This is a genomic window from Azospirillum himalayense, from assembly GCF_042657465.1.
GTDB classification, from domain to species: Bacteria; Pseudomonadota; Alphaproteobacteria; order Azospirillales; family Azospirillaceae; genus Azospirillum; species Azospirillum himalayense.
Window position 1 is genome coordinate 92,283 of sequence record NZ_JBHSLC010000036.1, and the last position, 25,074, is coordinate 117,356.

26 protein-coding genes and 1 other RNA gene are annotated in these 25,074 nt (G+C 68.7%); 17 read left to right on the forward strand and 10 right to left on the reverse strand.

What is annotated here, in order from left to right; all coding sequences use genetic code 11:
- Both ACFPMG_RS18110 and ACFPMG_RS18115 read left to right on the forward strand, forming a co-directional pair.
- On the forward strand, positions 1 to 214 hold a 214-nt coding region (locus ACFPMG_RS18110), incomplete at its 5' end, for an NAD(P)(+) transhydrogenase (Re/Si-specific) subunit beta (protein ID WP_376996501.1).
- A 97-nt stretch (positions 215 to 311) separates the two neighbouring features.
- The gene (locus ACFPMG_RS18115; protein ID WP_376996502.1) at positions 312 to 599 is read left to right on the forward strand and encodes a DUF1330 domain-containing protein; all 288 of its coding nucleotides are present in this window, start codon (positions 312 to 314) and stop codon (positions 597 to 599) included.
- A 227-nt stretch (positions 600 to 826) separates the two neighbouring features.
- Here the strand turns inward: ACFPMG_RS18115 and panB are convergent, their stop codons facing one another.
- The gene (gene panB, locus ACFPMG_RS18120) at positions 827 to 1,651 is read right to left on the reverse strand and encodes a 3-methyl-2-oxobutanoate hydroxymethyltransferase (protein WP_376996503.1); all 825 of its coding nucleotides are present in this window, start codon (positions 1,649 to 1,651) and stop codon (positions 827 to 829) included.
- Positions 1,652 to 1,844: 193 nt separating this feature from the next.
- Positions 1,845 to 2,048 (reverse strand): 30S ribosomal protein S21, encoded by a 204-nt coding sequence (rpsU, locus tag ACFPMG_RS18125; RefSeq protein ID WP_012974546.1) that lies wholly within the window; start codon positions 2,046 to 2,048, stop codon positions 1,845 to 1,847.
- A 216-nt stretch (positions 2,049 to 2,264) separates the two neighbouring features.
- Between rpsU and def the strand changes: the two genes are divergently transcribed.
- Both def and ACFPMG_RS18135 read left to right on the forward strand, forming a co-directional pair.
- Positions 2,265 to 2,807, forward strand: coding sequence for a peptide deformylase (gene def, locus ACFPMG_RS18130; protein ID WP_376996504.1), 543 nt, complete (start codon positions 2,265 to 2,267; stop codon positions 2,805 to 2,807).
- A gap of 1 nt (position 2,808) precedes the next feature.
- Complete coding sequence (locus ACFPMG_RS18135; RefSeq protein ID WP_376996505.1) at positions 2,809 to 3,516, forward strand: COQ9 family protein; 708 nt, start codon at positions 2,809 to 2,811, stop codon at positions 3,514 to 3,516.
- A gap of 4 nt (positions 3,517 to 3,520) precedes the next feature.
- On the opposite strand, the gene ACFPMG_RS18140 is transcribed toward ACFPMG_RS18135, so the two are convergent.
- From ACFPMG_RS18140 to ssrA, 3 genes are all read right to left on the reverse strand, one after another.
- Positions 3,521 to 3,898 (reverse strand): TfoX/Sxy family protein, encoded by a 378-nt coding sequence (locus ACFPMG_RS18140; protein WP_376996506.1) that lies wholly within the window; start codon positions 3,896 to 3,898, stop codon positions 3,521 to 3,523.
- A 24-nt stretch (positions 3,899 to 3,922) separates the two neighbouring features.
- Complete coding sequence (locus ACFPMG_RS18145; RefSeq protein ID WP_376996507.1) at positions 3,923 to 4,492, reverse strand: SspB family protein; 570 nt, start codon at positions 4,490 to 4,492, stop codon at positions 3,923 to 3,925.
- A 31-nt stretch (positions 4,493 to 4,523) separates the two neighbouring features.
- Positions 4,524 to 4,900, reverse strand: a transfer-messenger RNA (tmRNA) gene (ssrA, locus tag ACFPMG_RS18150).
- 95 nt (positions 4,901 to 4,995) lie between these two features.
- Here ssrA and thyX point away from each other — a divergent pair.
- Both thyX and ACFPMG_RS18160 read left to right on the forward strand, forming a co-directional pair.
- Positions 4,996 to 5,934 carry an FAD-dependent thymidylate synthase gene (thyX, locus tag ACFPMG_RS18155; protein WP_145678343.1) on the forward strand — a complete coding sequence of 313 codons (939 nt, stop codon included), beginning with the start codon at positions 4,996 to 4,998 and terminating at the stop codon, positions 5,932 to 5,934.
- Between the two features lie 31 nt (positions 5,935 to 5,965).
- Positions 5,966 to 7,876 carry an O-linked N-acetylglucosamine transferase, SPINDLY family protein gene (locus ACFPMG_RS18160; protein WP_376996508.1) on the forward strand — a complete coding sequence of 637 codons (1,911 nt, stop codon included), beginning with the start codon at positions 5,966 to 5,968 and terminating at the stop codon, positions 7,874 to 7,876.
- Positions 7,877 to 7,879: 3 nt separating this feature from the next.
- Here ACFPMG_RS18160 and ACFPMG_RS18165 read toward each other — a convergent pair whose 3' ends face one another.
- Together ACFPMG_RS18165 and ACFPMG_RS18170 are read right to left on the reverse strand one after the other, a co-directional pair.
- Entirely contained in the window at positions 7,880 to 8,284 is a 405-nt protein-coding gene (locus tag ACFPMG_RS18165) for a DUF983 domain-containing protein (protein ID WP_376996509.1), read from the reverse strand.
- A gap of 60 nt (positions 8,285 to 8,344) precedes the next feature.
- Complete coding sequence (locus tag ACFPMG_RS18170; RefSeq protein ID WP_376996510.1) at positions 8,345 to 8,548, reverse strand: hypothetical protein; 204 nt, start codon at positions 8,546 to 8,548, stop codon at positions 8,345 to 8,347.
- An 80-nt stretch (positions 8,549 to 8,628) separates the two neighbouring features.
- Here ACFPMG_RS18170 and ACFPMG_RS18175 point away from each other — a divergent pair, with 80 nt between their 5' ends.
- The 3 genes from ACFPMG_RS18175 to ACFPMG_RS18185 all read left to right on the forward strand — a co-directional run bounded on the left by ACFPMG_RS18175 (position 8,629) and on the right by ACFPMG_RS18185 (position 11,448).
- Complete coding sequence (locus ACFPMG_RS18175) at positions 8,629 to 9,597, forward strand: ABC transporter substrate-binding protein (RefSeq protein WP_376996511.1); 969 nt, start codon at positions 8,629 to 8,631, stop codon at positions 9,595 to 9,597.
- A gap of 157 nt (positions 9,598 to 9,754) precedes the next feature.
- Positions 9,755 to 10,654 carry an ABC transporter permease gene (locus ACFPMG_RS18180; protein ID WP_137102687.1) on the forward strand — a complete coding sequence of 300 codons (900 nt, stop codon included), beginning with the start codon at positions 9,755 to 9,757 and terminating at the stop codon, positions 10,652 to 10,654.
- Positions 10,651 to 11,448 carry an ABC transporter ATP-binding protein gene (locus ACFPMG_RS18185; protein ID WP_038528612.1) on the forward strand — a complete coding sequence of 266 codons (798 nt, stop codon included), beginning with the start codon at positions 10,651 to 10,653 and terminating at the stop codon, positions 11,446 to 11,448. Before ACFPMG_RS18180 ends, ACFPMG_RS18185 begins: the two co-directional genes overlap by 4 nt.
- A 16-nt stretch (positions 11,449 to 11,464) precedes the next feature.
- Here ACFPMG_RS18185 and ACFPMG_RS18190 read toward each other — a convergent pair whose 3' ends face one another.
- Positions 11,465 to 13,270 (reverse strand): monovalent cation:proton antiporter-2 (CPA2) family protein, encoded by a 1,806-nt coding sequence (locus ACFPMG_RS18190; protein WP_376996512.1) that lies wholly within the window; start codon positions 13,268 to 13,270, stop codon positions 11,465 to 11,467.
- Positions 13,271 to 13,408: 138 nt separating this feature from the next.
- On the reverse strand, positions 13,409 to 14,581 hold the full coding sequence (apbC, locus tag ACFPMG_RS18195) for an iron-sulfur cluster carrier protein ApbC (RefSeq protein WP_376996513.1): 1,173 nt from the start codon (positions 14,579 to 14,581) through the stop codon (positions 13,409 to 13,411).
- A gap of 184 nt (positions 14,582 to 14,765) precedes the next feature.
- On the opposite strand from apbC, the gene hflK reads away from it, so the two are divergent.
- From hflK to ACFPMG_RS18215, 4 genes are all read left to right on the forward strand, one after another.
- A complete protein-coding gene (gene hflK, locus ACFPMG_RS18200) occupies positions 14,766 to 15,953 on the forward strand; it encodes an FtsH protease activity modulator HflK (protein ID WP_376996514.1) in 1,188 nt (395 codons plus the stop codon).
- An 11-nt stretch (positions 15,954 to 15,964) separates the two neighbouring features.
- Positions 15,965 to 16,909 (forward strand): protease modulator HflC, encoded by a 945-nt coding sequence (gene hflC / locus ACFPMG_RS18205; RefSeq protein WP_376996515.1) that lies wholly within the window; start codon positions 15,965 to 15,967, stop codon positions 16,907 to 16,909.
- A 123-nt stretch (positions 16,910 to 17,032) separates the two neighbouring features.
- Positions 17,033 to 17,221 (forward strand): DUF2065 domain-containing protein, encoded by a 189-nt coding sequence (locus ACFPMG_RS18210; protein ID WP_014239988.1) that lies wholly within the window; start codon positions 17,033 to 17,035, stop codon positions 17,219 to 17,221.
- 255 nt (positions 17,222 to 17,476) lie between these two features.
- Positions 17,477 to 19,006: a DegQ family serine endoprotease gene (locus ACFPMG_RS18215; RefSeq protein WP_376996516.1), complete on the forward strand. Its 1,530-nt coding sequence runs from the start codon at positions 17,477 to 17,479 to the stop codon at positions 19,004 to 19,006.
- Positions 19,007 to 19,090: 84 nt separating this feature from the next.
- Here the strand turns inward: ACFPMG_RS18215 and serB are convergent, their stop codons facing one another.
- Positions 19,091 to 20,002, reverse strand: coding sequence for a phosphoserine phosphatase SerB (gene serB / locus ACFPMG_RS18220; protein ID WP_376996517.1), 912 nt, complete (start codon positions 20,000 to 20,002; stop codon positions 19,091 to 19,093).
- A gap of 162 nt (positions 20,003 to 20,164) precedes the next feature.
- On the opposite strand from serB, the gene ACFPMG_RS18225 reads away from it, so the two are divergent.
- The 4 genes from ACFPMG_RS18225 to ACFPMG_RS18240 all read left to right on the forward strand — a co-directional run bounded on the left by ACFPMG_RS18225 (position 20,165) and on the right by ACFPMG_RS18240 (position 25,027).
- A complete protein-coding gene (locus tag ACFPMG_RS18225) occupies positions 20,165 to 20,653 on the forward strand; it encodes a cupredoxin domain-containing protein (protein ID WP_376996518.1) in 489 nt (162 codons plus the stop codon).
- Between the two features lie 80 nt (positions 20,654 to 20,733).
- A complete protein-coding gene (gene miaA, locus ACFPMG_RS18230) occupies positions 20,734 to 21,726 on the forward strand; it encodes a tRNA (adenosine(37)-N6)-dimethylallyltransferase MiaA (protein WP_376996519.1) in 993 nt (330 codons plus the stop codon).
- A gap of 18 nt (positions 21,727 to 21,744) precedes the next feature.
- On the forward strand, positions 21,745 to 22,959 hold the full coding sequence (locus ACFPMG_RS18235) for an aminotransferase-like domain-containing protein (RefSeq protein ID WP_376996520.1): 1,215 nt from the start codon (positions 21,745 to 21,747) through the stop codon (positions 22,957 to 22,959).
- Positions 22,960 to 23,263: 304 nt separating this feature from the next.
- Entirely contained in the window at positions 23,264 to 25,027 is a 1,764-nt protein-coding gene (locus ACFPMG_RS18240; protein ID WP_014239994.1) for an acetolactate synthase 3 large subunit, read from the forward strand.
- The last annotated feature ends 47 nt before the right edge of the window (positions 25,028 to 25,074 follow it).

Sequence of the window (25,074 nt, forward strand, 5' to 3'; positions counted from 1 at the left end):
GACCAACCCGGCGGCCAAGACCGATCCGCAGTCGCCGATCTACGGCATGCCGATCCTCGACGTCGAGAAGGCCAAGACGGTGTTCTTCATCAAGCGCGGCATGGCCGCCGGCTACGCCGGCGTCGAGAACGAGCTGTTCTTCCGCCCCAACACCATGATGCTCTTCGGTGACGCCAAGAAGGTCACCGAAGAGGTCGTGAAGTCGATGGAGTGACCCGCACCGTCACGGCTGTGGGTTAGGATGAACCCCCGGGGCCGGCTCGCCCTGGGGGTTCTTTTTTTGCCATCACAAGAAACGGAGAGAGGACGCCATGCCCGCCTACATCATCGCCGACGTGAACGTGACGAATCCCGCGGCCTATGAAAACTACAAGAAGCTGACCCCGAACGCGGTCGCCAAGAATGGCGGGCGCTTCATCGCCCGCGGCGGGCAGGCGGAGGAGCTGGAAGGCGGCTGGCAGCCCAACCGCGTGGTCATCCTGGAATTCCCGGACTACGCCACCGCCAAGGCCTTCTACGACAGCCCCGAATACCGTGAAGCGCGCGAGGCCCGGAAGGCCGCCGCTGACTTCCGCATGATCGTGGTGGACGGCGCCTGAGGGTCCCTCTCCCGACCCGGGAGAGGGAAGGGGCCCACGCGTCAGCGTGGGAAGGGTGAGGGTGCCGCCAAGGATCAGTGCTCGACCTTCGTGCGACCCTCACCCCGCTCTCGGCGGATGCCAATGGCATCCGCCTGTCGCCGTCAGCGCTGGCTTTTAGCCAGCGCGAGAGGCCGCTTCGCGGGCACCCTCTCCCGGGGCGGGAGAGGGGATGCAAAACATTTCCCCTACGCCTTCTTGATGCCGAAACAATGCTCCGGACCGGGGAAGCTGCGGGCCTTCACCTCGGCGGCGTAGGTCGCGGCGGCCTCGCCGATGGCGGTGCCGAGCTGGGCGTAGCGCTTCACGAACTTGGGCTGGAACTCGCCGAACAGGCCGAACATGTCGTCGGACACCAGGACCTGTCCGTCGCAGGCGGGGGAGGCGCCGATGCCGATGGTCGGGATGGTCACATCCTCGGTGATCTGGCGGGCCAGCGACTCCATCGTGCCTTCGATGACCAGGGAGAAGGCGCCGGCCTCGGCGATGGCGCGGGCGTCGGCGCGGATACGCTCCGCCGCTTCCGGGTCGCGGCCCACCGCCTTGTAGCCGCCGAGCGCGTTGACCGACTGCGGCAGCAGCCCGACATGGCCCATCACCGGGATGCCGCGGGTGGTCAGATAGGCCACCGTCTCGGCCATCTCCAGCCCGCCTTCCACCTTCACCGCCTGGGCACCGCTCTCCGCCATGACGCGGGCGGCGTTGCGGAAGGCCACCTGGGGGCTCTCCTGGTAGCTGCCGAAGGGCAGGTCCACCACCACGCAGGCGTGGCGCGAGCCGCGCACCACCGCGGCGCCGTGGGCGATCATCATGTCGAGCGTGACAGGAAGGGTGCTGTCGAAGCCGTAAATCACCATGCCCAGCGAGTCGCCGACCAGCAGCAGGTCGACATGCGGGTCAAGCAGGCGGGCGACCGGAGTCGTGTAGGCGGTCAGGCAGACGATCGGCTCTCCGCCCTTGCGCGCGCGCAGCGCCGGCACGGAGACGCGCGGAGTGTCCTTGGATGCGCTCATTGGCGACCCTCCCCATATATTTTCTTGGCAGGCGTTCTTGTGCGGCGAAGCGGACCGCAGATGCACCAAAACCGCCCACGCGCAGACGCGGGGCGGCAGGTGCAAGACACAAGAGGGGCAAGCGCGCGAACGCGCTTGGATGCCCGGCGCGCCGGAGCGCGCCTGTCAATCCGGCGCGAAACGCGCCTGAGGATTAATAGCCCTCGCGCTCCATACGCTTGCGGAGCAGCTTGCGGGTGCGACGCACCGCCTCAGCCTTCTCACGCGCGCGCTTCTCCGAGGGCTTCTCGTAGTTCCGGCGCAGCTTCATTTCCCGGAAAATGCCCTCGCGCTGCATCTTCTTCTTCAGCGCGCGGAGGGCCTGATCGACGTTGTTGTCTCGGACCAGAACTTGCACGTTAACCGTCACCTTTATCAAGTGAGCCGAGTTGCCATGAAGCAACAAACAGGCATGCGACAGGCATGCGCTTTCGGGCGCACCCCTTGTGTGGACCTTTATGTAGCACGGACGGGGCCGCCTGTGAAGCGGAGTCTTCCAACCCTGCGTGTTCCGCTGCGACAATGCGCGGGCAAAACGGTTGCCCGGCGGCCCGCGCCGCCCAGATAATAGGGCATGGCCCTGTTGAAGATCGCCCGCATGGGGCACCCGGTGCTGCGCAAGGTCGCAGACCCCGTGCCCGACCCGACGGCCCCGGAGATCCGGCGGCTGGCTTCCGACATGATCGACACCATGCTGGACGCGCCCGGAGTCGGGCTGGCGGCCCCGCAGGTGCACGAATCGCTGCGCATGATCGTGTTCCGCGTTCCCGCCATGCGTTCCGGCGGCGAGTCGGTGGAACCGACCGTGCTCATCAACCCGGTGATCGAGCCGCTGGACGATGGGATGGAGCACGGGATGGAGGGCTGCCTGTCGATTCCCGAACTGCGCGGCGTCGTTCCGCGATTCGCCCGCATCCGCTACCGCGGAGTCGGGCTGGACGGCGAACCCATCGAGCGCGAGGCATCGGGTTTCCACGCCCGCGTCATCCAGCACGAGTGCGATCACCTGGACGGCGTGCTTTACATCGACCGGATGACCGATCTGCGCTATCTGGCCTTCACCGACGAGGCGCATCACGTGACCGAGGCGCTGGAACAGCAGGAGGGGAGAGACTGACATGGATGCAGCCCTGGACATGGACGCGGTGAGGGACGACATCCTGCTGTCCACGCTTCCCAACATCGTGTTCGACGGCTGGAGCCTTCAGGCGCTGCGCGACGGCGCGCAGATGGCCGGCTACGACACGGCGACCATGCACCGCGCCTTCCCGGGCGGCGTGCCGGAGCTGGTCGAGCATTTCGGCGCCTGGACCGACCGCCGCATGCTGGCCGAGCTGGACAAGCACCCGCTCGACGAGATGAAGGTGCGCGAGAAGATCGCGCTCGCCATCCGCACCCATTTCGAGGTGCTGGAACCGCACATGGAGGCCAAGCGACGGCTGCTCGCCCACCTCGCCATGCCGCAAAACATCGCCATGGGGCTGCGCATGCTCTACCGCACGGTGGACGCCATGTGGTTCGCGGCGGGCGACACGGCCACCGACTTCAACCACTACACCAAGCGCGCCACGCTGGCCGCGGTGCTCAGCTCCGCGACTTTCTACTGGCTGGACGACCGGTCGGAGGGCCATGCGGAAACCTGGGCCTTCGTGGACCGTCGGCTGGACGACGTGATGAGCATGGGCAAGGCGATGTCCGCCATGGGCCGCGCCGGGCGCCTGCTCAGCCATCTGCCGAGTCCCGCGCGCTTCGCCCGTCAGATTCGCCAGCGTACGGGAAATGCTCCGGTGGACACAGCCTCCGCCCATATGGCGGAGAACATCTGACGGCTCACGTCTCGGCTTTTTTAAGGGTGGTCTTCTTGCGGGACGGTTTCTTGACGGCGGCGGTGCGGATCGCCGCCGCCAGGGCCGGGCGGGCCCAGAACAGAAGCTCGTCCGGGTCGTCCAGCGCCGAGTCGGGCGGCGGAAAATAGGGCAGGACCGTCGGCTTGTCGTCGAAGGGCTTGAAGGGGCGCAGGCCCAGCGCCTCGTACTCCGGCCGGTTGCCGTCGTCGGTCTTGAAATACAGGATGTTGCGGGCGACCAGCGCGAAGACGACGCCGTCGCAATAGACCGCGTACCCGCCGAACATGCGGCGGGCGGTGATGGCCCCCAACGGCGTCAGCGACTCGCACAGGAAACGGACGAGTTCGCTGACCGTGGCCATGCTGGGGAGCCTGTTGGTGGAAGCCTATTTTTTGCGGAAAGCGTCGAGCGCCACGACCTCGCCGCGCTTCGGCTCCTCGCCGGAACGGTCGGAGTCGGGCTTGCCGGATTCGGCCTTGCCGATATCCGACTTGGCGAGCTTCGCGATGGACGGCTTCGCCCCATCCTTGCCGTCCGCAGCCTTCTTCTCCGGCGTCTCGCGCGCGGGGATGGTGGCGATCTCCGCCGATTCGGCGGGCTCCACCGGCTGGAACTGGAGGGCGAAATTCTCCGACGGATCGGCGAAGGTGGTGATGGCGGCGTAGGGAATCACCAGCCGCTCATGCACGTTGTTGAAGCTCAGCGTCACCTCGAAATGATCGTCCAGCGCCTCCAGCCCGTAGAACTGGTACTGGATGACGATGGTCATCTCGTTGGGATACTGGGACGACAGATATTCGGGGATGTCGACGCCCGGGTAGCCCGTCCGGAAGGTCAGATAGAAGTGATGATCGCCGGGGAGCCCGCGGTCCGTCACCTGGCGGAGCGCGTCACGGACGACACCGCGCAGGGCGGCCTCGACCATGCGGTCATAACGCAACTGCTCTCTCGGCATTCTTGGGCGGGTCCTTAACGCCAGACATGTAAGTGTGGGCCTTCTGTTGCTAGGCGGCCCACGGCCCCACCCTCAGGTGCTACCCATCGGGGATTGATTTCGGTCAGTTACCGCTGTTAGGCGGCAACGGCGACCGGAGCAACGTTGTCGTTGGCAACTATTGCAATGGCCCGATAACGGCGGAACCATGCCGGGCGAAGACCATGCCTTTACCACGCGTGTCGATCCTATTTCGCCCCCAACGAACCCGCTCCCTACGGCAACGCCCGAGAGACCGGTGGTTTGTTTGGTGGAGGCGCCGGGTACCGCCCCCGGGTCCACAACGCTTATTCCGCAAGGCGTTTATCGCCATAGTCGGCTGCTGCCGACGGACCCAATATAGGCCCTTCGCCCGGATATGGAAAGGGGGTGCCGCGGATTCTGACCCGACGCCCTTGCGAAGGGGGTGACTGTCCCGGTTCGCGGACGTAGAGTGCCGCCCGAATTCAGTCCCCGGAGTACCCATGCCGATCACGCCCGAGCAGCGCGCCGAGATCGACCGCCTGCGCGCCGTCACCGCCACCACCCGCCGCGCCACCGTTCCGGCCCTGGAGGAGATCCTCTACGAGCCGCTCGAGGTCCTGGACCACGGCTTCGTGCGCGTCGTCGATTACATGGGCGACGATTCGGCCGTCGTCCAGGCGGCGCGCGTGTCCTACGGCAAGGGCACCAAGAAGGTCACCGAGGACGCCGGCCTCATCAAGTATCTGATGCGCCACCGCCACTCGACCCCGTTCGAGATGTGCGAGATCAAGTTCCACGTCAAGCTGCCGATCTTCGTCGCCCGCCAGTGGATTCGCCACCGCACGGCGAACGTCAACGAATACTCCGCGCGCTACTCCATCCTCGACCGCGAGTTCTACATCCCGACGCCCGAGAACCTGGGCGCCCAGGCCGTCGTCAACCGGCAGGGCCGCGGCGACGTGCTCCAGGGCGACGAGGCGGCGGCGGTGATGAAGCTGCTGCGCGACGATTCGGAGGCGGTCTACGCTCATTACGAGGAGATGCTGAACCAGCGCGAGGACGGCACCACCATCGAGGAGGGCCGCCAGGGGCTGGCGCGCGAGTTGGCGCGCATGAACCTGACGCTGAACTATTACACGCAGTGGTATTGGAAGGTCGATCTCCACAACCTCCTGCATTTCCTCAGCCTGCGCGCCGACCCGCACGCCCAGTACGAGATCCGCGTCTACGCGGAGGCCATGCTGGACGTGGTGAAGCGTTGGGTCCCCGCCGTGTTCGACGCCTTCAGCGAGTACCGGCTGGGCGGCACCCACATGTCGAAGACCGGGCTGGAGGTCGTGAAGCGCCTGCTCTCCGGCGAGGCGGTGACCCAGGAGGCCAGCGGCCTGTCCAAGCGCGAGTGGCGGGAACTGATGGACCAGCTCGGCCGCGCCGAGTAACGCCCGCTCCAATCTCCGAAGGATCATTGTCATGACGCCGCCCCCGATGACTCCGCACGAGGCCGATGGACTTCACCGCCAGGGCCTCGTCGCGGCGCAGGCCGGGCGGTTCGACGAGGCACTGGACCGGATCGGGCGGGCCATCGCCGCCTATCCTTCGGTCCCCGTCTGGTGGGCCAACTACGGGCTGGTGATGGAAAGCCTGGGCGACGTCGCCGGGGCGGCCAACGCCTATGCCGGGGCGCTGAACCTCGATCCGTCGCTGGAGATGGCGATGGACGGGCTGCTCACCATGGCGGAGGCGGTGCGCCGGGCCGGCGATTCGGCGCGCGCGGAGGCCTTCTTCCGCCGCGCCATCGCGCTGAACCCGAAGACTCTGGCGGCCGTCGCCAATCTGGGCGTGCTGCTGCGCGCCCAGGGGCGGCGGGCGGAGGCTGTGACGCTCTATGAGAGGGCCGGGCGGCTCGACCCGGCCAACTGGGCGCACCCCTACAACCTCGGCAACGCGCTGGCCGAGATGAACCGGCTGGGCGAGGCCGACGACGCCTATGGGGCGGCGCTCGCCCTGGCGCCGGGCCGGGCGGAGGTGCGGGCGAACCGTGCCACCCGCGTGCTCGCCATGCAGGGACGGGCGGCGGAGGCCCTTGCGGAGATCGACGCCGTGGTGGAGCAGCACGGCAACGTCGATTCGCTGCACGCCTCGCGTCTTTATCTGATGCAGTTCGTGCCGGGGCTGACCATGCCGGCCATCGCCCAGGCCCACGCGGACTGGGGCGCCCGTTACCCCGACCGTCCGGCGCCCGCGGTGGCCGCCCCGGCGCCGAAGATCCGCATCGGCTATGTCTCGCCGGACTTCCGCGCCCATCCCGTGGGCTTCTTCCTCGAGCCGGTGCTGGCGAATCACGACCGCACGGCCTTCGAGGTCGTCTGCTACGCCAACACCGCCAACCCGGACTGGAAGACGGAGCGGTTGATGGCCCACGCCGACCACTGGGTCTGGACCGCCGGCATGGACGACGAGGCCCTGGCCCAGCGCATCCAGGCGGACGGCATCCACATCCTGGTCGATCTGGCGGGCCAGACCTTCGGCAACCGCCTGCCGGTCTTCGCACGGCGCGCGGCGCCGGTGCAGGCGACCTGGGCGGGCTATGTCGGCACCACCGGCCTGCCGGCCATGGACTATCTGATTTCCGATTCGCGGCAGAGCCCGCCGGGGTCGGACGGCTGGTGCATCGAGGGCGTGGTGCGCATGCCCGATGCCTACGTTCCCTGGGCGCCGCCCGAGGACGCGCCGGCCGTGGCTCCGCTGCCGCTGGCGACGCGCGGTCACGCCACCTTCGGGTCCTTCAACGCTCTGCCCAAGCTGAACGCGGAGGTCGCGGCACTGTGGGCGCGCGTGCTGGACGCCGTCCCCGGCTCCCGCTTGCTGCTGCGCACGCCGGGTCTGGACGACACCGGCACCGCGGCGCGCACGCTGGCGTTGTTCGAGCGGGCTGGGCTGGACCCGGCGCGGGTCGACCTGCGGGGCGGGGCGCCGCACCGGGAGTTCCTGGCCGGTTACGGCGAGGTCGACGTGGCGCTCGACCCCTCCCCTTATTCGGGTGGGCTGACGACGCTGGAGGCGCTGTGGATGGGCGTGCCGGTGGTGACGCTGGGCGGCGACCGCTTCTGCGCCCGCCATTCGGTGACGCACCTCGCCTCGGCGGGGTTGTCCGATCTGGTGGCCGACGGACCGGACGGCTACATCGCCAAGGCGGCGGCGCTGGTGGCCGACTCGGCGGCTTTGGTGGCCCTGCGCGGCGGTCTGCGGGACCGGCTGGCGGCATCCCCGGCGCTGAACGGCATGCGCTTCACCCGCGCGCTGGAGGCCGCCTTCGGCGTGATGTGGCAGCGCTTCCAGGCCGGGCAGGGGCGGGCGAGCTTCGCGCTCAGTTTCGATTGAGTCTCAGGCGCGCTCCGACCCCGGCGCGCCGGTGCTCCACAGCAGGCCCAGCACCACGCCCTTGCAGCGCGGCAGCAGCAGGCCGGTCAGCAACAGGGTCAGCAACGGCCAGATGGTGAGATGCACCCAGGTCGCCGGCTCGTAGCTCTGCTCGACCGACAGGACCGCCGGGATGATGATGTGGCCGACGATCAGGATGGTCATCCAGGGCGGGGCGTCGTCGGCGCGCAGGTGGCCGAACGCCTCGCCGCAATGGGTGCAGTGGTCCACCGGCTTCAGGTAGTTCCGCAGCAGGCGCCCGCGTCCGCAGGCTGGGCACTGCCCCATCAGCCCGCGCAACGCCGCCGTCGTCTTGGACCGCGCGCTGTCCTGAGTGCCGTCTTCCACCGTCCTGTCTTCCGCCGTCATGACCGTACCCTTGCGATCCGCTCCCCGAAGGGCCTCATATGGGGAGGGAGCGACCGATCGTCACGCCGTTACATCGTCCGCACTTCGGGGTTGCGCCGCGCGCAGGGCCTCCACGCGGCGGGCGATGTTCTCCAGCCGCATCTGAAGCTCATGGGCGCACAGCGCGTGCGCGGCGGCGCGGGCCTCCGCTTCGATGTCCGCAATGGCGGATTCGAGGGCATTGAGTCGGGCTTGGAGTCGGGCGTCGCGCGGGTCTTCGCTCATCGGATTCCTGCTCCGGCAGTTGACGGACCGGCCCCTGGGCGTCTACGGGATGCACAAACCCCCTCCGGGAGCCTGGAGCCATGACGATCACCCGCCTGTTTCTCGCCGCCGCCACGGCGGCGGTCGCGCTGACCAGCGCCGCCGCCTTCGCCCAGACCAAGACCGTCGCGATCACCGCCATCGTCGAGCATCCGGCGCTGGACGCCACGCGCGACGGCGTGATCGAGGCGCTGAAGGCCGCGGGCTACACGCCGGGTGACACCCTGAAGGTCGAGTATCAGAGCGCCCAGGGCAACCCCGCAACCGCCGCGCAGATCGCCCGCCAGTTCGCCGGCGCTCGTCCGGACGTGATCGTTCCGATCTCCACCCCCTCCGCCCAAGCCGTCGTCGCCTCGACCCGCGAGATTCCGGTGGTCTTCACCGCGGTGACCGACCCGGTCGGCGCGCAGCTCGTCCGCAGCCTGGACAAGCCGGGCGCCAACGTCACCGGCGTGTCGGACATGGCTCCGGTGGCCGAGCATGTCGCGCTGATCCGCGAGATCGTGCCGTCGGTCAAGCGTCTGGGCGTCCTCTACAACGCCGGCGAGCCGAACTCCGTCTCGCTGGTCAAGGCGCTGAAGGACGAGGCGCAGAAGGCCGGGCTGACCGTGGTCGAGGCGACCGCCACCAAGTCCGCCGACGCCCAGCCCGCCGCCCGCAGCCTCGTCGGCAAGGCCGACGCGCTCTACGTGCCGCTGGACAACACGGTCGTCTCGGCGCTGGAGAGCGTCGTCGCGGTGGGCCAGCAGGCCAAGCTGCCGGTCTTCTCCGCCGACACCGACAGCGTGGCGCGCGGCACGGTGGCGTCGATCGGCTTCGACTACCGGCAGGTCGGCCGCCAGACCGGCGAGGCCGTGGTCCGCATCCTGAAGGGTGAGAAGCCGGGCGACGTTCCGGTGACCTTCGCCAAGGGCACCGACCTGTTCGTGAACCCGAAATCCGCGGCGGCGATGGGCGTGACCATCCCCGAGGCGGTGACCAAGCGCGCGACCAAGGTGGTCGGGCAGTAAGTTGTTTCGCAGTAAGTTGTTTCTTTGAGGGGAAGTGGTTGAGACGGGCCCCCCTCCCGACCTCCCCCCGCTTCGCAGGGGGAGGAGAAAGCCCTCCCCTGCGGAGCGGGGGAGGGTTTGGGTGGGGGCCCGACGCGACACTCCCCAAGGACCGATCATGAGTGAAATCGCCTTCTTCGGGGCCGTCGAGATCGGGCTGGTGTACGCGCTGGTCGCCCTTGGCGTGTACCTGTCCTTCCGGGTGCTCGATTTCCCGGACCTGACGGTGGACGGCAGCTTCCCGCTGGGGGCCGCGGTCTGCGCCACGCTGCTGGTCGCCGGGGTCAACCCGTGGATCGCCAGCCTCGTCGCGGCGCTGGCCGGCTCGATGGCCGGGCTGGTCACGGCGACGCTGAACGTCCGCTTCAAGATCCTGCACCTGCTGGCCAGCATCCTGACGATGATCGCGCTGTTCTCGGTGAACCTGCGCGTGATGGGCCGTCCGAACGTGGCGCTGCTGATGCAGGACACCGTGCTGACCCCCTTCTACGGGCTGGGGCTGCCTGACCATGTGGTGCGGCCGCTCGTCGTGCTGGTCGTCGTCGTCGTGATCGTCCTGCTGCTGTCCCGCTTCCTGAACAGCGAGTTCGGCCTCGCCATGCGGGCGACCGGAGTCAACGCCCGGATGGCCCGCGCCCAGGGGGTGCAGACGGACTTCCACATCTACGCCGGCATGGCCCTGTCGAACGGGCTGTGCGCCCTGGCCGGCGCGCTGTTCGCCCAGACCAACGGCTTCGCCGACGTGACCACCGGCATCGGCACCATCGTGGTCGGTCTGGCCGCGGTGATCGTCGGCGAGACGGTGCTTCCAGCCCGCGCGATGCTGTGGGCGCTGGTCGGCTGCGTCGTCGGCTCCATCCTGTACCGGCTGGCGGTCCAGCTGGCCCTGTCGGCGGACGCCATCGGGCTCCAGGCCTCCGACCTCAACCTCGTCACCGCCGTCCTGGTCGCGGTGGCGCTGATCCTGCCGCGGATGCGGCTGAAAGCCGCGTCGAAGAAGAGGGAGGCCGTCCGATGATCACGGTCAACGGCATCCACGTCACCTTCGGGCGCGGAACCCCGCTGGAAAAGCACGCCCTGCGCGGCGTCGACCTGACGATTCCGGAAGGGCAGTTCGTCACCGTCATCGGCTCCAACGGCGCCGGCAAGTCGACCTTCCTGGGCGCGCTGGCCGGCGACGTGATCGCCGAGGAGGGCCGCATCGCCATCGACGGGGTGGACGTCACCCGCTGGGCGACGCCGAAGCGCGCCTCGCTGGTCGCCCGTGTCTTCCAGGACCCGATGGTCGGAAGCTGCACCGCGCTGACCATTGAGGAGAACATGGCGCTGGCCGCCGCCCGCGGGCGCCGCCGCGGCCTGGGCTTCGCCCTGCGCGGCGACCGCCGCCGGCATTTCCGCGAGCGCATCGCGGAGCTGGGGCTGGGGCTGGAGAACCGGCTGCACGACCGCATGGGCCTGCTGTCCGGCGGGCAGCGGCAGGCGGTCAGCCTGCTGATGGCGACGCTCGCCGGGTCGAAGATCCTGCTGCTCGACGAGCACACGGCGGCGCTCGACCCCGGAACGGCGGAGTTCGTGCTGGGCCTGACCCGCCGCATCGTCGAGGAGAACCGGCTGACCACGCTGATGGTCACCCATTCCATGCGGCAGGCATTGGACTACGGCGACCGCACGGTGATGCTGCACGAGGGCCGGATCGTGCTCGACGTGTCGGGGGAACAGCGCGCCGGGCTGGACGTGCCGCATCTGCTGGCGCTGTTCGCCAAGCAGCGCGGCGGCGAGGACATCACCGACGACAGTCTGCTGATCGGCTGAGCTTGGGAGGGGGGCGTCAGACGGTCTTGCGGTCGCGCTCCTTCACCGGTTCCTCGCGGTCGGCCTCGAACAGGGCCTGAAGCTCGGCGGCGGCCTGGCGGGAGGTCTGGATCAGGCGGTTCTCGTCGTGATGGACGGCGTGCTGCCGAATCAGCGTGCGCTCGTCATGCTCGCGGAAGGTGTCCAACGTGTGGCGGGTCTCTTCCGGCGGCAGGCCCAGCGATTCCAGAACGCCGCCGGTCAGCCGCAGGCTGGAATCGTAGGTCTCGCGCACGAAATGCGTGACCCCGCGGTCCATCAGGAAATGCGCGTGGCGGCGGTTGCGGGCGCGGGCGTGGATGACGAGGTGAGGGAAATGGCGCGTCGCCAGCTCCACCACGCGCAGCGACTGCTCCATGTCCTCCAGCGCCACCACCAGCACCTTGGCCTTGTCGGCACCGGCGGCGCGCAGCAGGTCGAGCCGCGACGGGTCGCCGTAATAGACCTTGTTGCCGAAGCGCCGCACGACGTCGACCTGCTCGGCGCTCTGCTCCAGCGCCGTGAAGGGGATGCCGCGCAGCCGCAGCACGCGGCCGACGATCTGCCCGACCCGGCCGAAGCCGCAGATCAGCACCGGCGGCTCCCCGTCCGGGGCGATGGTGTCGTAGGGGCGGACGGGCTTCACGATCAGCCGCGGCGCCAGCCAGCGCTCCTCCGCCGCGAACACGAAGGGGGTGGCGATCATCGACAACGTGACCACCAGCATGGCCGTCGCCGCCTGCCCCCCGCTCATCGCCCCGACGCCGACGGCCAGCCCGAACAGCACGAAGCCGAACTCGCCGCCCTGGCTCAGCACGGTGGACAGCCGCACCGACCCGCCCGGACGCAGACCGGACAGGCGGGCCAAGCCGAACAGCGCCGCCGCCTTCAACGCCATCAGCCCGAGCGCCAGCGACAGGTAGCGCACCGGTTCCGCCATCAGCGCCGCCACGTCGGCCCCCATGCCCACCGACACGAAGAACAGGCCGAGCAGCAGCCCCTCAAACGGCGCGATGTCCGCCTGCACCTCGTGCCGGTACTCCGAATCGGACAGCAGCACCCCGGCCATGAAGGCGCCGAGCGACATGGACAGCCCCGCCCAGGCGGCGAACAGGGCGGTGCCCAGCACGATCAGCAGGGCAGTGGCGGTGAAGATCTCCGGCGTCCGGGCGCCGTCCACGGCGCGCAGCACCGGGCGCAGCAGGTAGCGCCCGCCGGCCAGGATCACCGCGATCGCTCCGCCGGCCTTCAGCACGGCCAGCCACGCGGTTCCCGCGTCCGGCACTTCCCCGGCGCCATGGCCGAGCAGGGGCAGCAGCGCCACCGCCGGGATGATGGCGAGGTCCTGGAAGAGCAGGATCGAGAAGGCACTGCGTCCGGCGTTGGTGGTCAGCAGCTCCCGCTCCGCCAGCATGGGCAGCACCATGGCGGTGGAGGACAGCGAGAGACCGAATCCGGTCACCGCGGCGGCGGCTGGGGTGAAGCCGAGCAGGACAATGGCGGCGGCGATCAGGACGGTGGTCACCGCGACCTGCGCGCCGCCGAGCCCCAGGACCGATCGTCGCATCACCCACAGGCGGGCGGGGCGCAGCTCCAGCCCGATCAGGAACAGCAGCATGATGACGCCGAGTTCCGAGACGTGCCGGATCGCCTCGACGTCCGTCACCAGCCCGAGCCCGCCCGGCCCGATGGCCAGCCCCGCCGCGAGATAGCCGAGCGGCCCGCCGAAGCCGATCCGCTTGGCCACCGGCACCGCCAGGACCACGGCGGCCAGCAGCACCACCAACGTCACGAAATCCGGCATCGGGCCCACCCTCTAAAGGCTTTGCCCCCACCCTAACCCTCCCCCGCTAACGCAGGGGAGGGAACTTAGGCCCTCCCCTGCGTTAGCGGGGGAGGGAGGGGACCCACGAAGTGGGAAGGGTGGGGGCAAGTACGCCCCTTACGACACCACGATCCGCGGCGCCGCCCGCGCCGGACCCTGCTCGCCGGCGATCTTCTCCCACACGCGCTTGGCAATTCCGCGGTACACCTTCGCGTGCTCCGATTCGGGCTGCGACACCACGATGGGCTGGCCCTGGTCGGAGGTTTCGCGGATGTCGAGGTGCAGCGGGACCTCGCCGAGGAACTCCATGCCCAGATCCGTGGCCTCCTTGCGGGCGCCGCCGTGGCTGAAGATGTCCGTGCGGTGACCGCAGTTCGGGCAGCAGAAGTAGCTCATGTTCTCGATGATGCCGAGGACGGGCACGTCCACGCGGCGGAACATGTTCAGCCCCTTGCGGGCGTCGAGCAGGGCGATGTCCTGCGGGGTCGAGACGATGATCGCCCCGGCCAGCGGCACCTGCTGCGCCATGGTGAGCTGGGCGTCGCCGGTGCCCGGCGGCATGTCCACCACCAGAACGTCGAGCGTGCCCCAGTTCACGTCGCGCAGCATCTGCTGAAGCGCGCTCATCACCATCGGGCCGCGCCAGATCATCGGCGTGTCCTCGGCGACCAGGAAGCCCATCGACATCACCTTGATGCCGTAGTTCTCCATCGGCTCCAGGATCTTGCCGTCGCGGCTGGTCGGCCGGCCGGAGATGCCCAGCATGCGCGGCATGGACGGGCCGTAGATGTCGGCGTCCAGAAGACCGACCTTCAACCCGTTCGCCGCCATGGCGAGCGCGAGGTTGCTGGCCGTGGTGGATTTGCCGACGCCGCCCTTGCCCGACGCGACGGCGACGATGGCCTTCACGCCCGGAACCAGCGGCTTCTGCTCCGCCGGCTGCCCATGGGAATGGCCGCCATGGGAGTGACCATGCCCGCCATGGGAATGGCCGTGATCGTGCCCGTGACCCTGCTGCGGGGCCGCACCCTGCCCGGCGGGGCGGTGCGCCGTCAGGACCGCGGTGACCGACAGGACGCCCGACAGGGCTTCCACCGCTTTCTCGGCGGCGTGGCGTACCGGCTCGGCCTGGGCGCCACGCTTGGGGTCCACTTCGATCGAAAAGGCGACGTGCCCGTCACGCACGACAAGTCCGGACAACATGCCGAGGCTGACGACGTCCTTGCCCCGTTCCGGATCGACAACCGTCCTCAGAGCTTCAAGGACTTGAGCTTCGCTGACCTGCGCCATGGTTGAAAACTCCGCTTCCTTCCCGATATTGGCGGATATCCGTCGGTGAAATCCTTCCCCGAATGGGATGGGCACTATAGGGCCGGCGGACAATAATGGTAAAGGGATCGGACGGTCCGGAAACGATTTGTTTTCCGGAATTTCCGTCCCAAGAATTGAGAGAGCGCGAAGGGGAACGAACGGAATGCCGTGGAGCAATCAGGGAGGGGGCGGCGGTGGCGGCCCCTGGGGTCCTCCGCCGGGTGGTGGCGGTCAGAATCCGTGGGGCCGTCCGCCGGGTGGTGGCGGTGGCGGCGGCGGCGGCGGCGGAGGGCCGCAGCCGCCGGACCTGGAGGATCTGCTGCGCCGCGGCCAGGACCGCCTGAAACGGGTGATGCCGGGCGGCGTCGGCAGCGGCCGGGGCATCGCGCTCGTCGTCGGCCTGCTGGCCGTGGTCTGGCTGGCCAGCGGCATCTACCGCGTCGAGGCGGACGAGCAGGGCGTCGTGCTGCGCTTCGGCCAGTGGGTGCGCACCGAGCAGCCCGGTCTGCGCTACCACCTGCCGTCGCCCATCGAAACGGTGCTCATGCCGAAGGTGACGCGCGTCAACCGGATCGAGGTCGGCTACCGCTCGGCCGGCGACGGGCGTCGCGGCGACCGTGACGTTCCCGACGAGTCGCTGATGCTGACCGGCGACGAGAACATCATCGACATCGACTTCACCGTCTTCTGGGTCATCAAGGACGCGGGCGAGTATCTGTTCAAGATCCGTGATCCCGAGGCCACCGTGAAGAAGGCGGCGGAAAGCGCGATGCGCGAGGTCATCGGCCGCACCGACCTGCAGCCGGCCCTGACCGAGGCCCGCCAGCAGATCGAAACCTCCACCCGCCAGCTCCTCCAGGCCATGCTGGACGACTATGAGGGCGGCATCGAAGTGACGCAGGTGCAGCTGCAGAAGGCCGACCCGCCGTCGCCCGTCATCGACGCCTTCAACGACGTGCAGCGCGCCCGCGCCGACCGCGAGCGCGCCCGCAACGAGGCCGAGGCCTACCGGAACGACGTGATCCCGCGTGCCCGAGGCGACGCGGAACGGCTGATCCAGGAAGCCTCCGCCTACCGCGAGCAGGTCGTGAACCTGGCCCAGGGTGACGCCGACCGCTTCCGCAAGGTGTTCGACGCCTACTCGACCGCCAAGGACGTGACCGCCAAGCGCATGTATCTGGAGACCATGGAAGAGATCCTGAGCGGCGCCAACAAGGTCATCATCGACGGCAACGCGCAGGGTGCCCAGGGCGTGGTTCCCTATCTGCCGCTCAACCAGCTTCAGCCGGCTCCGGCTGGCGCGCAGCCCAACGGCGCGGCGCGGCCCGCCGGCCAGCCGCCGGCCCGTTGAGGAGGGATGCCATGAACCGCACATTGTTGGTCGCCGGCATCGGCATCCTCGCCGCGGGCGTGCTCGCCTCGGCCTCCCTGTTCACGGTGAACGAGGCGCAGCAGGCCCTCGTCCTCCAGTTCGGCGAGCCGATGCGCGTCATCCGCGAACCCGGCCTGAAGGCCAAGGTTCCCTTCATCCAGGAAGTCCGCATCCTCGACCGCCGCGTGCTCGACCTCGACCCGCCGGTGGAGCAGGTCATCCTGGCCGACCAGAAGCGCCTGGACGTGGACGCCTTCGCGCGCTACCGCATCCTGGACCCGCTGCGCTTCTACCAGACCGCCGGCAACGAGGCGGTGGCCGAGACGCGGATGAACGCCATCGTGAACTCGGCGCTCCGCCGCGTTCTCGGCAGCGTGACGCTGCTCGCCATCCTGTCGGACGAGCGTCCGCGCGTGATGAACGACATCCGCGGGCAGGTGAACGACGAGGCGAAGCGCTTCGGCATCGAGATCGTCGACGTCCGCATCCGCCGCGCCGACCTGCCGGAGGAGACCAGCCAGTCGATCTTCGCCCGCATGCGGTCGGAACGTGAGCGCGAAGCCGCCGAGGCCCGCGCCCAGGGTCAGGAGCAGTCGCAGCAGATCCGCTCCCGCGCGGACCGCGAACGCACCGTCATCCTGGCCGAAGCGCAGCGCGATTCGCAGATCCTGCGCGGTGAAGGCGACAACCAGGCGCTGAAGATGATCGCCGAGGCGACGTCGCAGGACCCGCAGTTCTACAGCTTCTACCGGACGCTCGAAGCCTACCGGAAGTCGCTGAACAAGGACGACACCACCATGGTGCTGTCCCCGACCGGCGAGTTCTTCCGCTACTTCGGCGACATCACCGGCGGCGGCAACGGCCAGCCGGCCCCGGCCTCGGGCAGCGCCCCGGCGCCGCGGGCTCCGGCCCCGGCAACCGCCCAGCAGCAGTAAGACGTCGCGCTCGATTCCCCTTCCCCCTCGTCCCGGGGGAGGGGGTGGGGTGGGGGCTCCCGTTCTCCCACCCCAATTTTGTCTTCCCGCCCTGAACTCCTTCTCCGAAGTACCGCCCGACCGATGACGGATTTCCTCACCGCGCTGGCCCTGGTCCTGGTGATCGAGGGCGTGCTCTACGCGCTGTTCCCGTCCGCGATGCGGCGTCTGATCGTCGAAGCGCTGACGATGCCGGAGAACCGGCTGCGCACCGTCGGGCTGGTGACGGCGATGGCCGGCGTCGGATTCGTCTGGCTTTTGCGGGGCGCCTGACACCCTTTTGCCGCGCGCGTCGCTGGACCGCGCCGCCATTTTCCGGCCATACTCCGGCTTCTATACTCGCGCGTCCTCCGTGGCGGATGGGACCCGTGCGCCTTTGCTTGAAGCGGTGACGCACGGGGATTACATCCGGCACACGGATCGGTGAAGCGCCCCCTCGGACCGCGATTCGCATGAAGCCGCGGGCCGATTGGAACAGATGGCCGATTGGAACAAGAAGGTGCCGGATGTCCGGCAGGGAGAGCTGAGTTGAACCCGAACCACCCCATCCACCGCGCCGAAACCGGCCGCCGGCTGCGCGTCGTGCCGCTGATCGCCGCTCTCCTGTTGGGGCTGTCCGCCGCCGTCGGCACCCCCGCCATGGCCCAGTCGCGCCCGGCGCCGACCAGCTTCGCCGACCTGTCGGAAAAGCTGCTGCCCGCCGTGGTCAACATCTCGACCAGCCAGGCGGTGCCGCAGCGCCAGCAGGGCGCGCGTCCCGAGATGCCGCAGTTCCCGCCGGGCTCGCCGTTCGAGGAGTTCTTCCGCGACTTCTTCGACCGCCAGCAGCAGGACCAGCCGCAGCAGCCGCGCAAGTCGACCTCGCTCGGCTCCGGCTTCATCATCGACGCCAAGAACGGCTACGTGGTCACCAACAACCACGTCATCCAGGACGCCGACGAGATCACCGTCATCCTGCAGGACGACACCAACATCAAGGCGGAGTTGATCGGCAAGGACCCGAAGACCGACGTCGCCCTGCTGAAGATCAACACCAGCCACCCGCTGGTCGCCGTTCCCTTCGGCGATTCGGACGCGATGCGCGTGGGCGACTGGGTGCTGGCCATCGGCAACCCGTTCGGCCTGGGCGGCTCGGTCACCGCCGGCATCATCTCGGCCCGCCAGCGCGACATCAACGCCGGCCCCTACGACGACTTCCTGCAGACCGACGCCTCGATCAACCGCGGCAACTCGGGCGGCCCGATGTTCAACCTGAACGGCGAGGTTATCGGCATCAACACGGCGATCTTCTCGCCGTCGGGCGGTTCGGTCGGCATCGGCTTCGCCATCCCGTCCAACCTCGCCAAGCAGGTGGTCGCGCAGCTCCGCGAGTACGGCAAGACCCGCCGCGGCTGGCTGGGCGTGCGCATCCAGGGCGTGACCCCGGAGATCGCCGAGAGCCTGGGCCTGCAGGGCCACAAGGGCGCACTGGTCGCCTCGATCACCCCGAACGGCCCGGCGGCCAAGGCCGGCATCCAGGCGGGCGACGTGGTGACCAAGTTCGACGGCAAGGAAATCAACGAGATGCGCCGCCTGCCGCGCGTTGTCGCCGAGACGCCGATCGACAAGGCCGTCCCGGTCGAGGTGTGGCGCAAGGGCAAGTCGCAGCAGCTCCAGGTGAAGGTGGGCGAGCTTGAGGCCGCCGAGGAGTCGGGCCTCCTCGCCGCCGCTCCCGACGAGCAGCGCCGCCAGCCGCAGCAGGCCCCGGCCCAGAAGCCGACCGAGACGCTGGGCCTGAAGCTGACCAACATCACGCCGGAGCTGCGCCAGCAGTTCGAGATCAAGCCCGAGCTGAAGGGCGTGGTGGTGACCGAGGTGGCGGGCAACTCCACCGCGTCGGAGAAGGGCATCCGCGCCGGCGACGTCATCATCGAGGTTGGCCAGGAGGAGGTCCGCAAGCCGGAGGACGTGACCGCCAAGATCCAGAAGGCCAAGGAGCAGGGCAAGAAGTCCATCCTGCTGCTGGTGGACCGTCACGGCGACCTGCGCTTCGTCGCCATCCCGCTCAGCCAGGGCTGATCCGGGAGCCATTCCCAAACGAAAAGGGCACCGGCGGGAGACCGCCGGTGCCCTTTCGCTTTGTGGCGTTGCGGAGGCGGTCCGTCAGCCCTCCACGAACTCCCCGATCCGGTAGCCCTGGGCGAACAGCAGGGCGGTGAGGTCGCCATGGTCCACGCGGGCGCGGGCCTGGGCGGCCACCGTCGGCTTGGCGTGGAAGGCGACGCCCAGACCGGCGGCCAGCAGCATCGGCAGGTCGTTGGCGCCGTCGCCGACGGCCATCGTCTCGACGGTCGGGACGTGGCGCTCCCCGGCGTAGGCGAGCAGGGCCTCCAGCTTGCTGTCCTTGTCGAGGATCGGCTCGACCACAGCGCCGGTCATGACGCCGTCCACCACCTCCAGCACGTTGCCGCGGTCGTCGTCGAAGCCGACCCACTGGCGCACCCGCTCCGTGAAGCAGCGGAAGCCGCCGGAGACCAGCACGCAGGTCGCCCCGTTGGCGCGCATGGTGGAAACCAAAGTCTTGGCGCCCGGCATCAGGGTGGCGCGCTGCCACACCTCGTCGACGACGCTCTCGTTCAGGCCCTTGAGCAGGGCGACCCGTTCGCGCACCGCGCCCTTGAAGTCGATCTCGCCGTTCATGGCGCGGGCGGTGATCGCGGCGATGTGGTCCTTCAGACCGACGCAATCGCCCAGCTCGTCCAGCATCTCCTGCTCGATGATCGTCGATTCCATGTCGGCGACCAGCAGGCGCTTCTTCCGGTTGCCCGGCTTCTGAGCGATGACGTCCACGGCGAGGCCATCCAGCGCAAGATTGGCCAGAGCGCGGCGCACGGCGGCTTCGGCCTGCTCGGGCACCAGCCCTTCCTCGGCGATGTCGCAGGCGCGGTCCGGCGCCAGCCAGTCCGGCTTGGCGGTGTCGGCCCCCAGCGCGGTCAGGGACGCGCGGGCGGCCTGCACGGCCTGCTCGTCGAGAACGGCGGAGGCGGCGGCGATCAGCGTAACGACAGCGCTCATGGCGGGCGATCCTGGAAGAGCCGTGGGGGAAAGGGCGCGCGCGCTCCCTAGCACAGCCGGGAGTTTGCGCCAACCCACTCCGCCAAGCGTCGTAGACATTCCGCGCCGGGGACCCGGAAGTCTCCCGCCGCGTTTCCGCTCAAATCGCCGGAGGGCTCGTCCATGATCCAGCGGCCTGCCACCCTTCTTACCCCGTCCATTCTCGCTTTCACCCTTTTCCTGGCCGGATGTGGAGCCGGAACCGATCTGGCGCAGCGTCCGCCGCCCGGCTATGTCGGCGACGTGGCGGCACGCGTCTCGGCGGTGGACTGGGCGCAGGCCCGCCCTGTGACCGTGCGGTTGGACGAGTTCCAGTTCCAGCCCGACCGTCTGGCCTTCGAGCGGGGAACACCCTACCGGCTGACGCTGGAGAACCGCGGGACCGTCGCCCACACCTTCACCTCCGAAGGCTTCTTCAAGGCCATCGCGGTGCGGCGGGTCACCACCGGGCAAGGGGCCGTCGAGACGCCGGCCCTGGTGAATCTGGAAATTCCCGCCGGTCAGACCGATGTGGTGGAATTCGTTCCGGTCGAGGCCGGCACCTACGATCTGGCCTGCCACGAACCGCTGCACAGCAGCTTCGGCATGACCGGGGCCATTACGGTTCGCTGAGGCGCCGCACCGGTCGCCCTTGCCAAGCCGAGCCTTCCCCTGCCATACGCTGTAGCCGGAGGAACGTCAGGCAAGGCGACATGGCAGAGGACAGCCCGCGCAACCGGGATGTGCAGCACCGGCATGTGGTGGTGATCGGCGGCCCGACGGCCTCGGGCAAGTCGGGGATGGCGCTCGACATCGCCCTGGCGCGCAACGGCACGGTCATCAACGCCGACAGTATGCAGCTCTACGCCGAGCTGGACGTGCTGACCGCCCGCCCGGGGGCGGAGGATCTGGCGCAGGCGCCGCACCGGCTCTACGGCGTGTTGCCGGCGGCGGAGCGCGGCTCCGCGGCGCGCTGGCGCGACATGGCGCTGGCCGAGATCGCCGAGGCGCACGCTGCGGGGCGCCTGCCCATCGTCGTCGGCGGCACCGGTCTCTACCTGCGCACGCTGATGGAGGGCTTGAGCGCCGTCCCCGCCGTCCCGGACGAGGTTCGCAAGGCCGCCCACGCCCGCCTGCGGGACCTGGGCGGCGAAGCCTTCCGCGCGGAGCTGCTGCGCCGCGACCCGGCCTCGGCCAAGCTGAATCCCGGCGACACCACCCGCCTGACCCGCGCCTGGGAAGTGCTGGAGACCACCGGCCATCCGCTGTCCCACTGGCAGACCCAGCGCGCCGAGGGCGCGCCGGAGGGGTTGGTGTTCTCCGTGCTCGTGATCGACCCGCCGCGCGACGCGCTCTACGCCAACTGCGACCGCCGCTTCCGCGTGATGATGGGGCAGGGGGCGCTGGAGGAGGTGCGGCGGCTTGACGCGCTCGGCCTCGATCCCGACCTGCCGGCGATGAAGGCGTTGGGCGTGCCGGAACTGCGCGACCATCTGCGCGGCGCGCTGACGCTCGATGAAGCCATTGCGCTGGCTCAGCAATCGACACGCCGCTACGCGAAGCGGCAGGTCACATGGTTCCGCCACCAGCTCGCGGCGCGGCCTCCGGCCTCCGCTCTGCATGGCTGCCATACGATCAATTCGCTCTACACAAGACCACTTAGTGAAGCAATACTGACCTATCTTGAAACGACGTTGCGTCGTTGACCCTCAGGAGGATTGAAAGTGACGGTCGATTGGGGAAACGTGTTTGCCGGTCGCGTCGCCGGTATGGGAGCCTCGGAAATCCGGGAGCTGCTGAAGCTGCTCGAACGGCCGGAAATCATCTCCTTCGCCGGGGGCATCCCGGACCCCGATTTCTTCCCGACCGCGGCCATCGCCCGCGCCTATGAGAAGATCTTCCAGTCCAACAGTGGGGCCGGCGGCGCGCTTCAGTACACCATCAGCGAGGGCTTCACGCCGCTGCGCGAGTGGATCTGCGCCTACATGGGCCGCCGCGGCATCCAGGCCGGGCTGGACGAGGTGCTGGTGACCAGCGGGTCGCAGCAGGCGCTGGAGTTCGTCGGCAAGCTGCTGATCGGGCCGGGCGAGAAGATCCTGGTCACCCGCCCGACCTATCTCGGCGCGCTCCAGGCCTTTTCGCCCTACGAGCCGCAGTATCTCTCCGTTCCCGGCGACGCCGAGGGGCCGGACCTCGCCGCCGTTGAGGCGGCGCTGGAGCAGAAGCCGAAGTTCTTCTACCTCGTCCCTGATTTTCAGAACCCCAACGGCACGACGATCTCGCTGGCCCGCCGCGAAGCGCTGCTCGACCTCTGCGCCAAGCACGGCGTGCCGATCGTCGAGGATGCCGCCTACACCGAGCTGCGCTACGAGGGCGAGGCGATCCCGTCCATCGTCGCGCTGGACGCCGCCCGCAACGGCGGCAAGATCACCAACGTGCTCTTCTGCGGCTCCTTCTCCAAGACGATGGTGCCGGCGCTGCGCGTGGGCTGGATCAACGGCCCGGCCGAGGTCATCAACCGGCTGGTCCTGATGAAGCAGGCCGGCGACCTGCACACCAGCACCATCAACCAGATCGTGCTGCACGACGTGGTGTCGCAGAACTTCGACAGCCACATCCGCCGCCTGCGCGCCGCCTACAAGGAGCGCCGCGACGCCATGCTGACCGCGCTGGACGACTTCGCTCCGGCCGGGGTGACCTGGACCAAGCCGGAAGGCGGCATGTTCGTCTGGATCGAACTGCCGGAGGGCACCGACGGGGTGGAACTGCTGGCCCGCGCCATCAAGGACGCCAACGTCGCCTTCGTTCCCGGCTCGGCCTTCCACGCCGACCGCTCGGGCAAGAACACGCTGCGCCTCAGCTTCTCCAACAACAACCCGGAGCGCATCCGCGAAGGCATCCGCCGCCTCTGCGGCCTGCTTCAAACCGTCGCGGCGTAACCTCCGTCAGTCCTTGCGCAACGGCCTGCCTCGCACCCGCGGGGCAGGCCGTTCGCGTTTGCGGGCGGCTTTGCGGGGAGAGCGGTCTTTCCAGCTTGCGAAATATTTGGAAAAACTGCGGCAAAAAATCTTTTCGATCATTCGCAAAATGGGTTGACCGAAGACGGACGGATTGTCTAGTTTGCCGGTCCCGGCCTTCGCCTTTGGGGATAACCCCTTGTTTTCCCAGCAGGCCATCGCCGGGGTTTGAGAAGGAACAGGGCCGCCCGTGAAAAGAGGGGCCCCCATTGGAAGGTCGTGAGCTATGCCCGAACAGAAGCTGACCGGCGCGCAGATCGTCATCAAGGCCCTGAAGGATCAGGGCGTAGACATCATCTTCGGTTATCCGGGCGGCGCGGTACTTCCGATCTACGACGCCATCTTCCAGCAGAACGACATCAAGCACATCCTCGTCCGGCATGAGCAGGCCGCCGTGCACGCCGCGGAAGGCTACGCCCGCTCCACCGGCAAGGTGGGTTGCGTGCTGGTGACCTCCGGCCCCGGCGCCACCAACGCCGTGACGGGCCTGCTCGACGCCCTGTGCGACAGCATTCCGCTGGTCTGCCTGTCCGGGCAGGTGCCGACCCACCTGATCGGCAACGACGCCTTCCAGGAGGCCGACACCACCGGCATCACGCGCCCCTGCACCAAGCACAATTACCTGGTGAAGGACGTCAACCAGCTGGCCCGCACCATGCACGAGGCCTTCTACGTGGCGCGCAGCGGCCGTCCCGGCCCGGTGCTGGTCGACATCCCGAAGGACGTGCAGTTCGCCGACGGCACCTACATCCCGCCGACCGAGGTCAAGCACAAGACCTACCGCCCGCAGGTGAAGCCCGAGATTGCCCGCGTGGAGGAGGCCATCGAGCTGATCGCCACCGCCAAGCGTCCGATCTTCTACACCGGCGGCGGCGTGGTGAACGCCGGCCCGATCGCGGCCAAGCTGCTGACCCAGTTCGTGAAGATGACCGGCTTCCCGATCACCTCGACCCTGATGGGGCTGGGCGCCTTCCCGGCGTCGGATCCGCAGTGGCTAGGCATGCTGGGCATGCACGGCACGTACGAGGCGAACCTCGCCATGTACAACTGCGACGTCATGATCAATATCGGCGCCCGCTTCGACGACCGCGTGACCGGCAAGCTGTCGGAGTTCGCGCCGGGCTCGAAGAAGATCCACGTCGACATCGACCCCAGCTCGATCAACAAGAACGTCGCGGTGGACATCCCCATCGTCGGTGACGCCGGCGCCGTTCTGGAGGACATGATCCGCATCTGGAAGGCCCGCCAGAAGCGCGCCGACCAGACCGCCCTGAAGGAGTGGTGGGGTCAGGTCGAGGGCTGGCGCGCCCGCAACTGCCTGAACTACAACCGCACCGAGGCGGTCATCAAGCCGCAGTACGCGCTGGAGCGGCTGCGCGAGGCGCTGCGCGGCAAGAACCATTACGTGACGACCGAGGTCGGCCAGCACCAGATGTGGGCCGCCCAGTTCCTGCCCTTCGACGAGCCGAACCGCTGGATGACCTCCGGCGGCCTGGGCACCATGGGCTACGGCCTGCCGGCGGCCATCGGGGCGCAGCTCGCCCACCCCGACGCCATCGTGGTGGACGTGTCGGGCGAGGCGTCCTTCCTGATGAACATGCAGGAGATCGGCACGGCGGTGCAGTACCGCGCCCCGGTCAAGATCTTCATCCTGAACAACAAGTACATGGGCATGGTGCGCCAGTGGCAGGAGCTGCTGCACGGCTCCCGCTATTCCAACAGCTACTCCGAGGCGCTGCCGGACTTCGTGAAGCTGGCGGAAAGCTGGGGCTGCGTCGGCCTGCGCGCGACCACGGTGGCCGAGGTGGACGAGGTCATCGAGAAGATGCTGGCCGTCACCGACCGCCCCTGCATCATCGACATCGCCGTGGACCCGAAGGAGAACTGCTTCCCGATGATCCCCGGCGGCAAGGCCCACAACGAAATCCTGTTCGGTCCGGAGGACAGCCCGTCCGACGCCACGCCGGAAGACGGCATGGTGCTGGTCTGATCGCGGCGACCAAGACGAACGGTTGAAGGCCCTCTGGCGGAGTACGG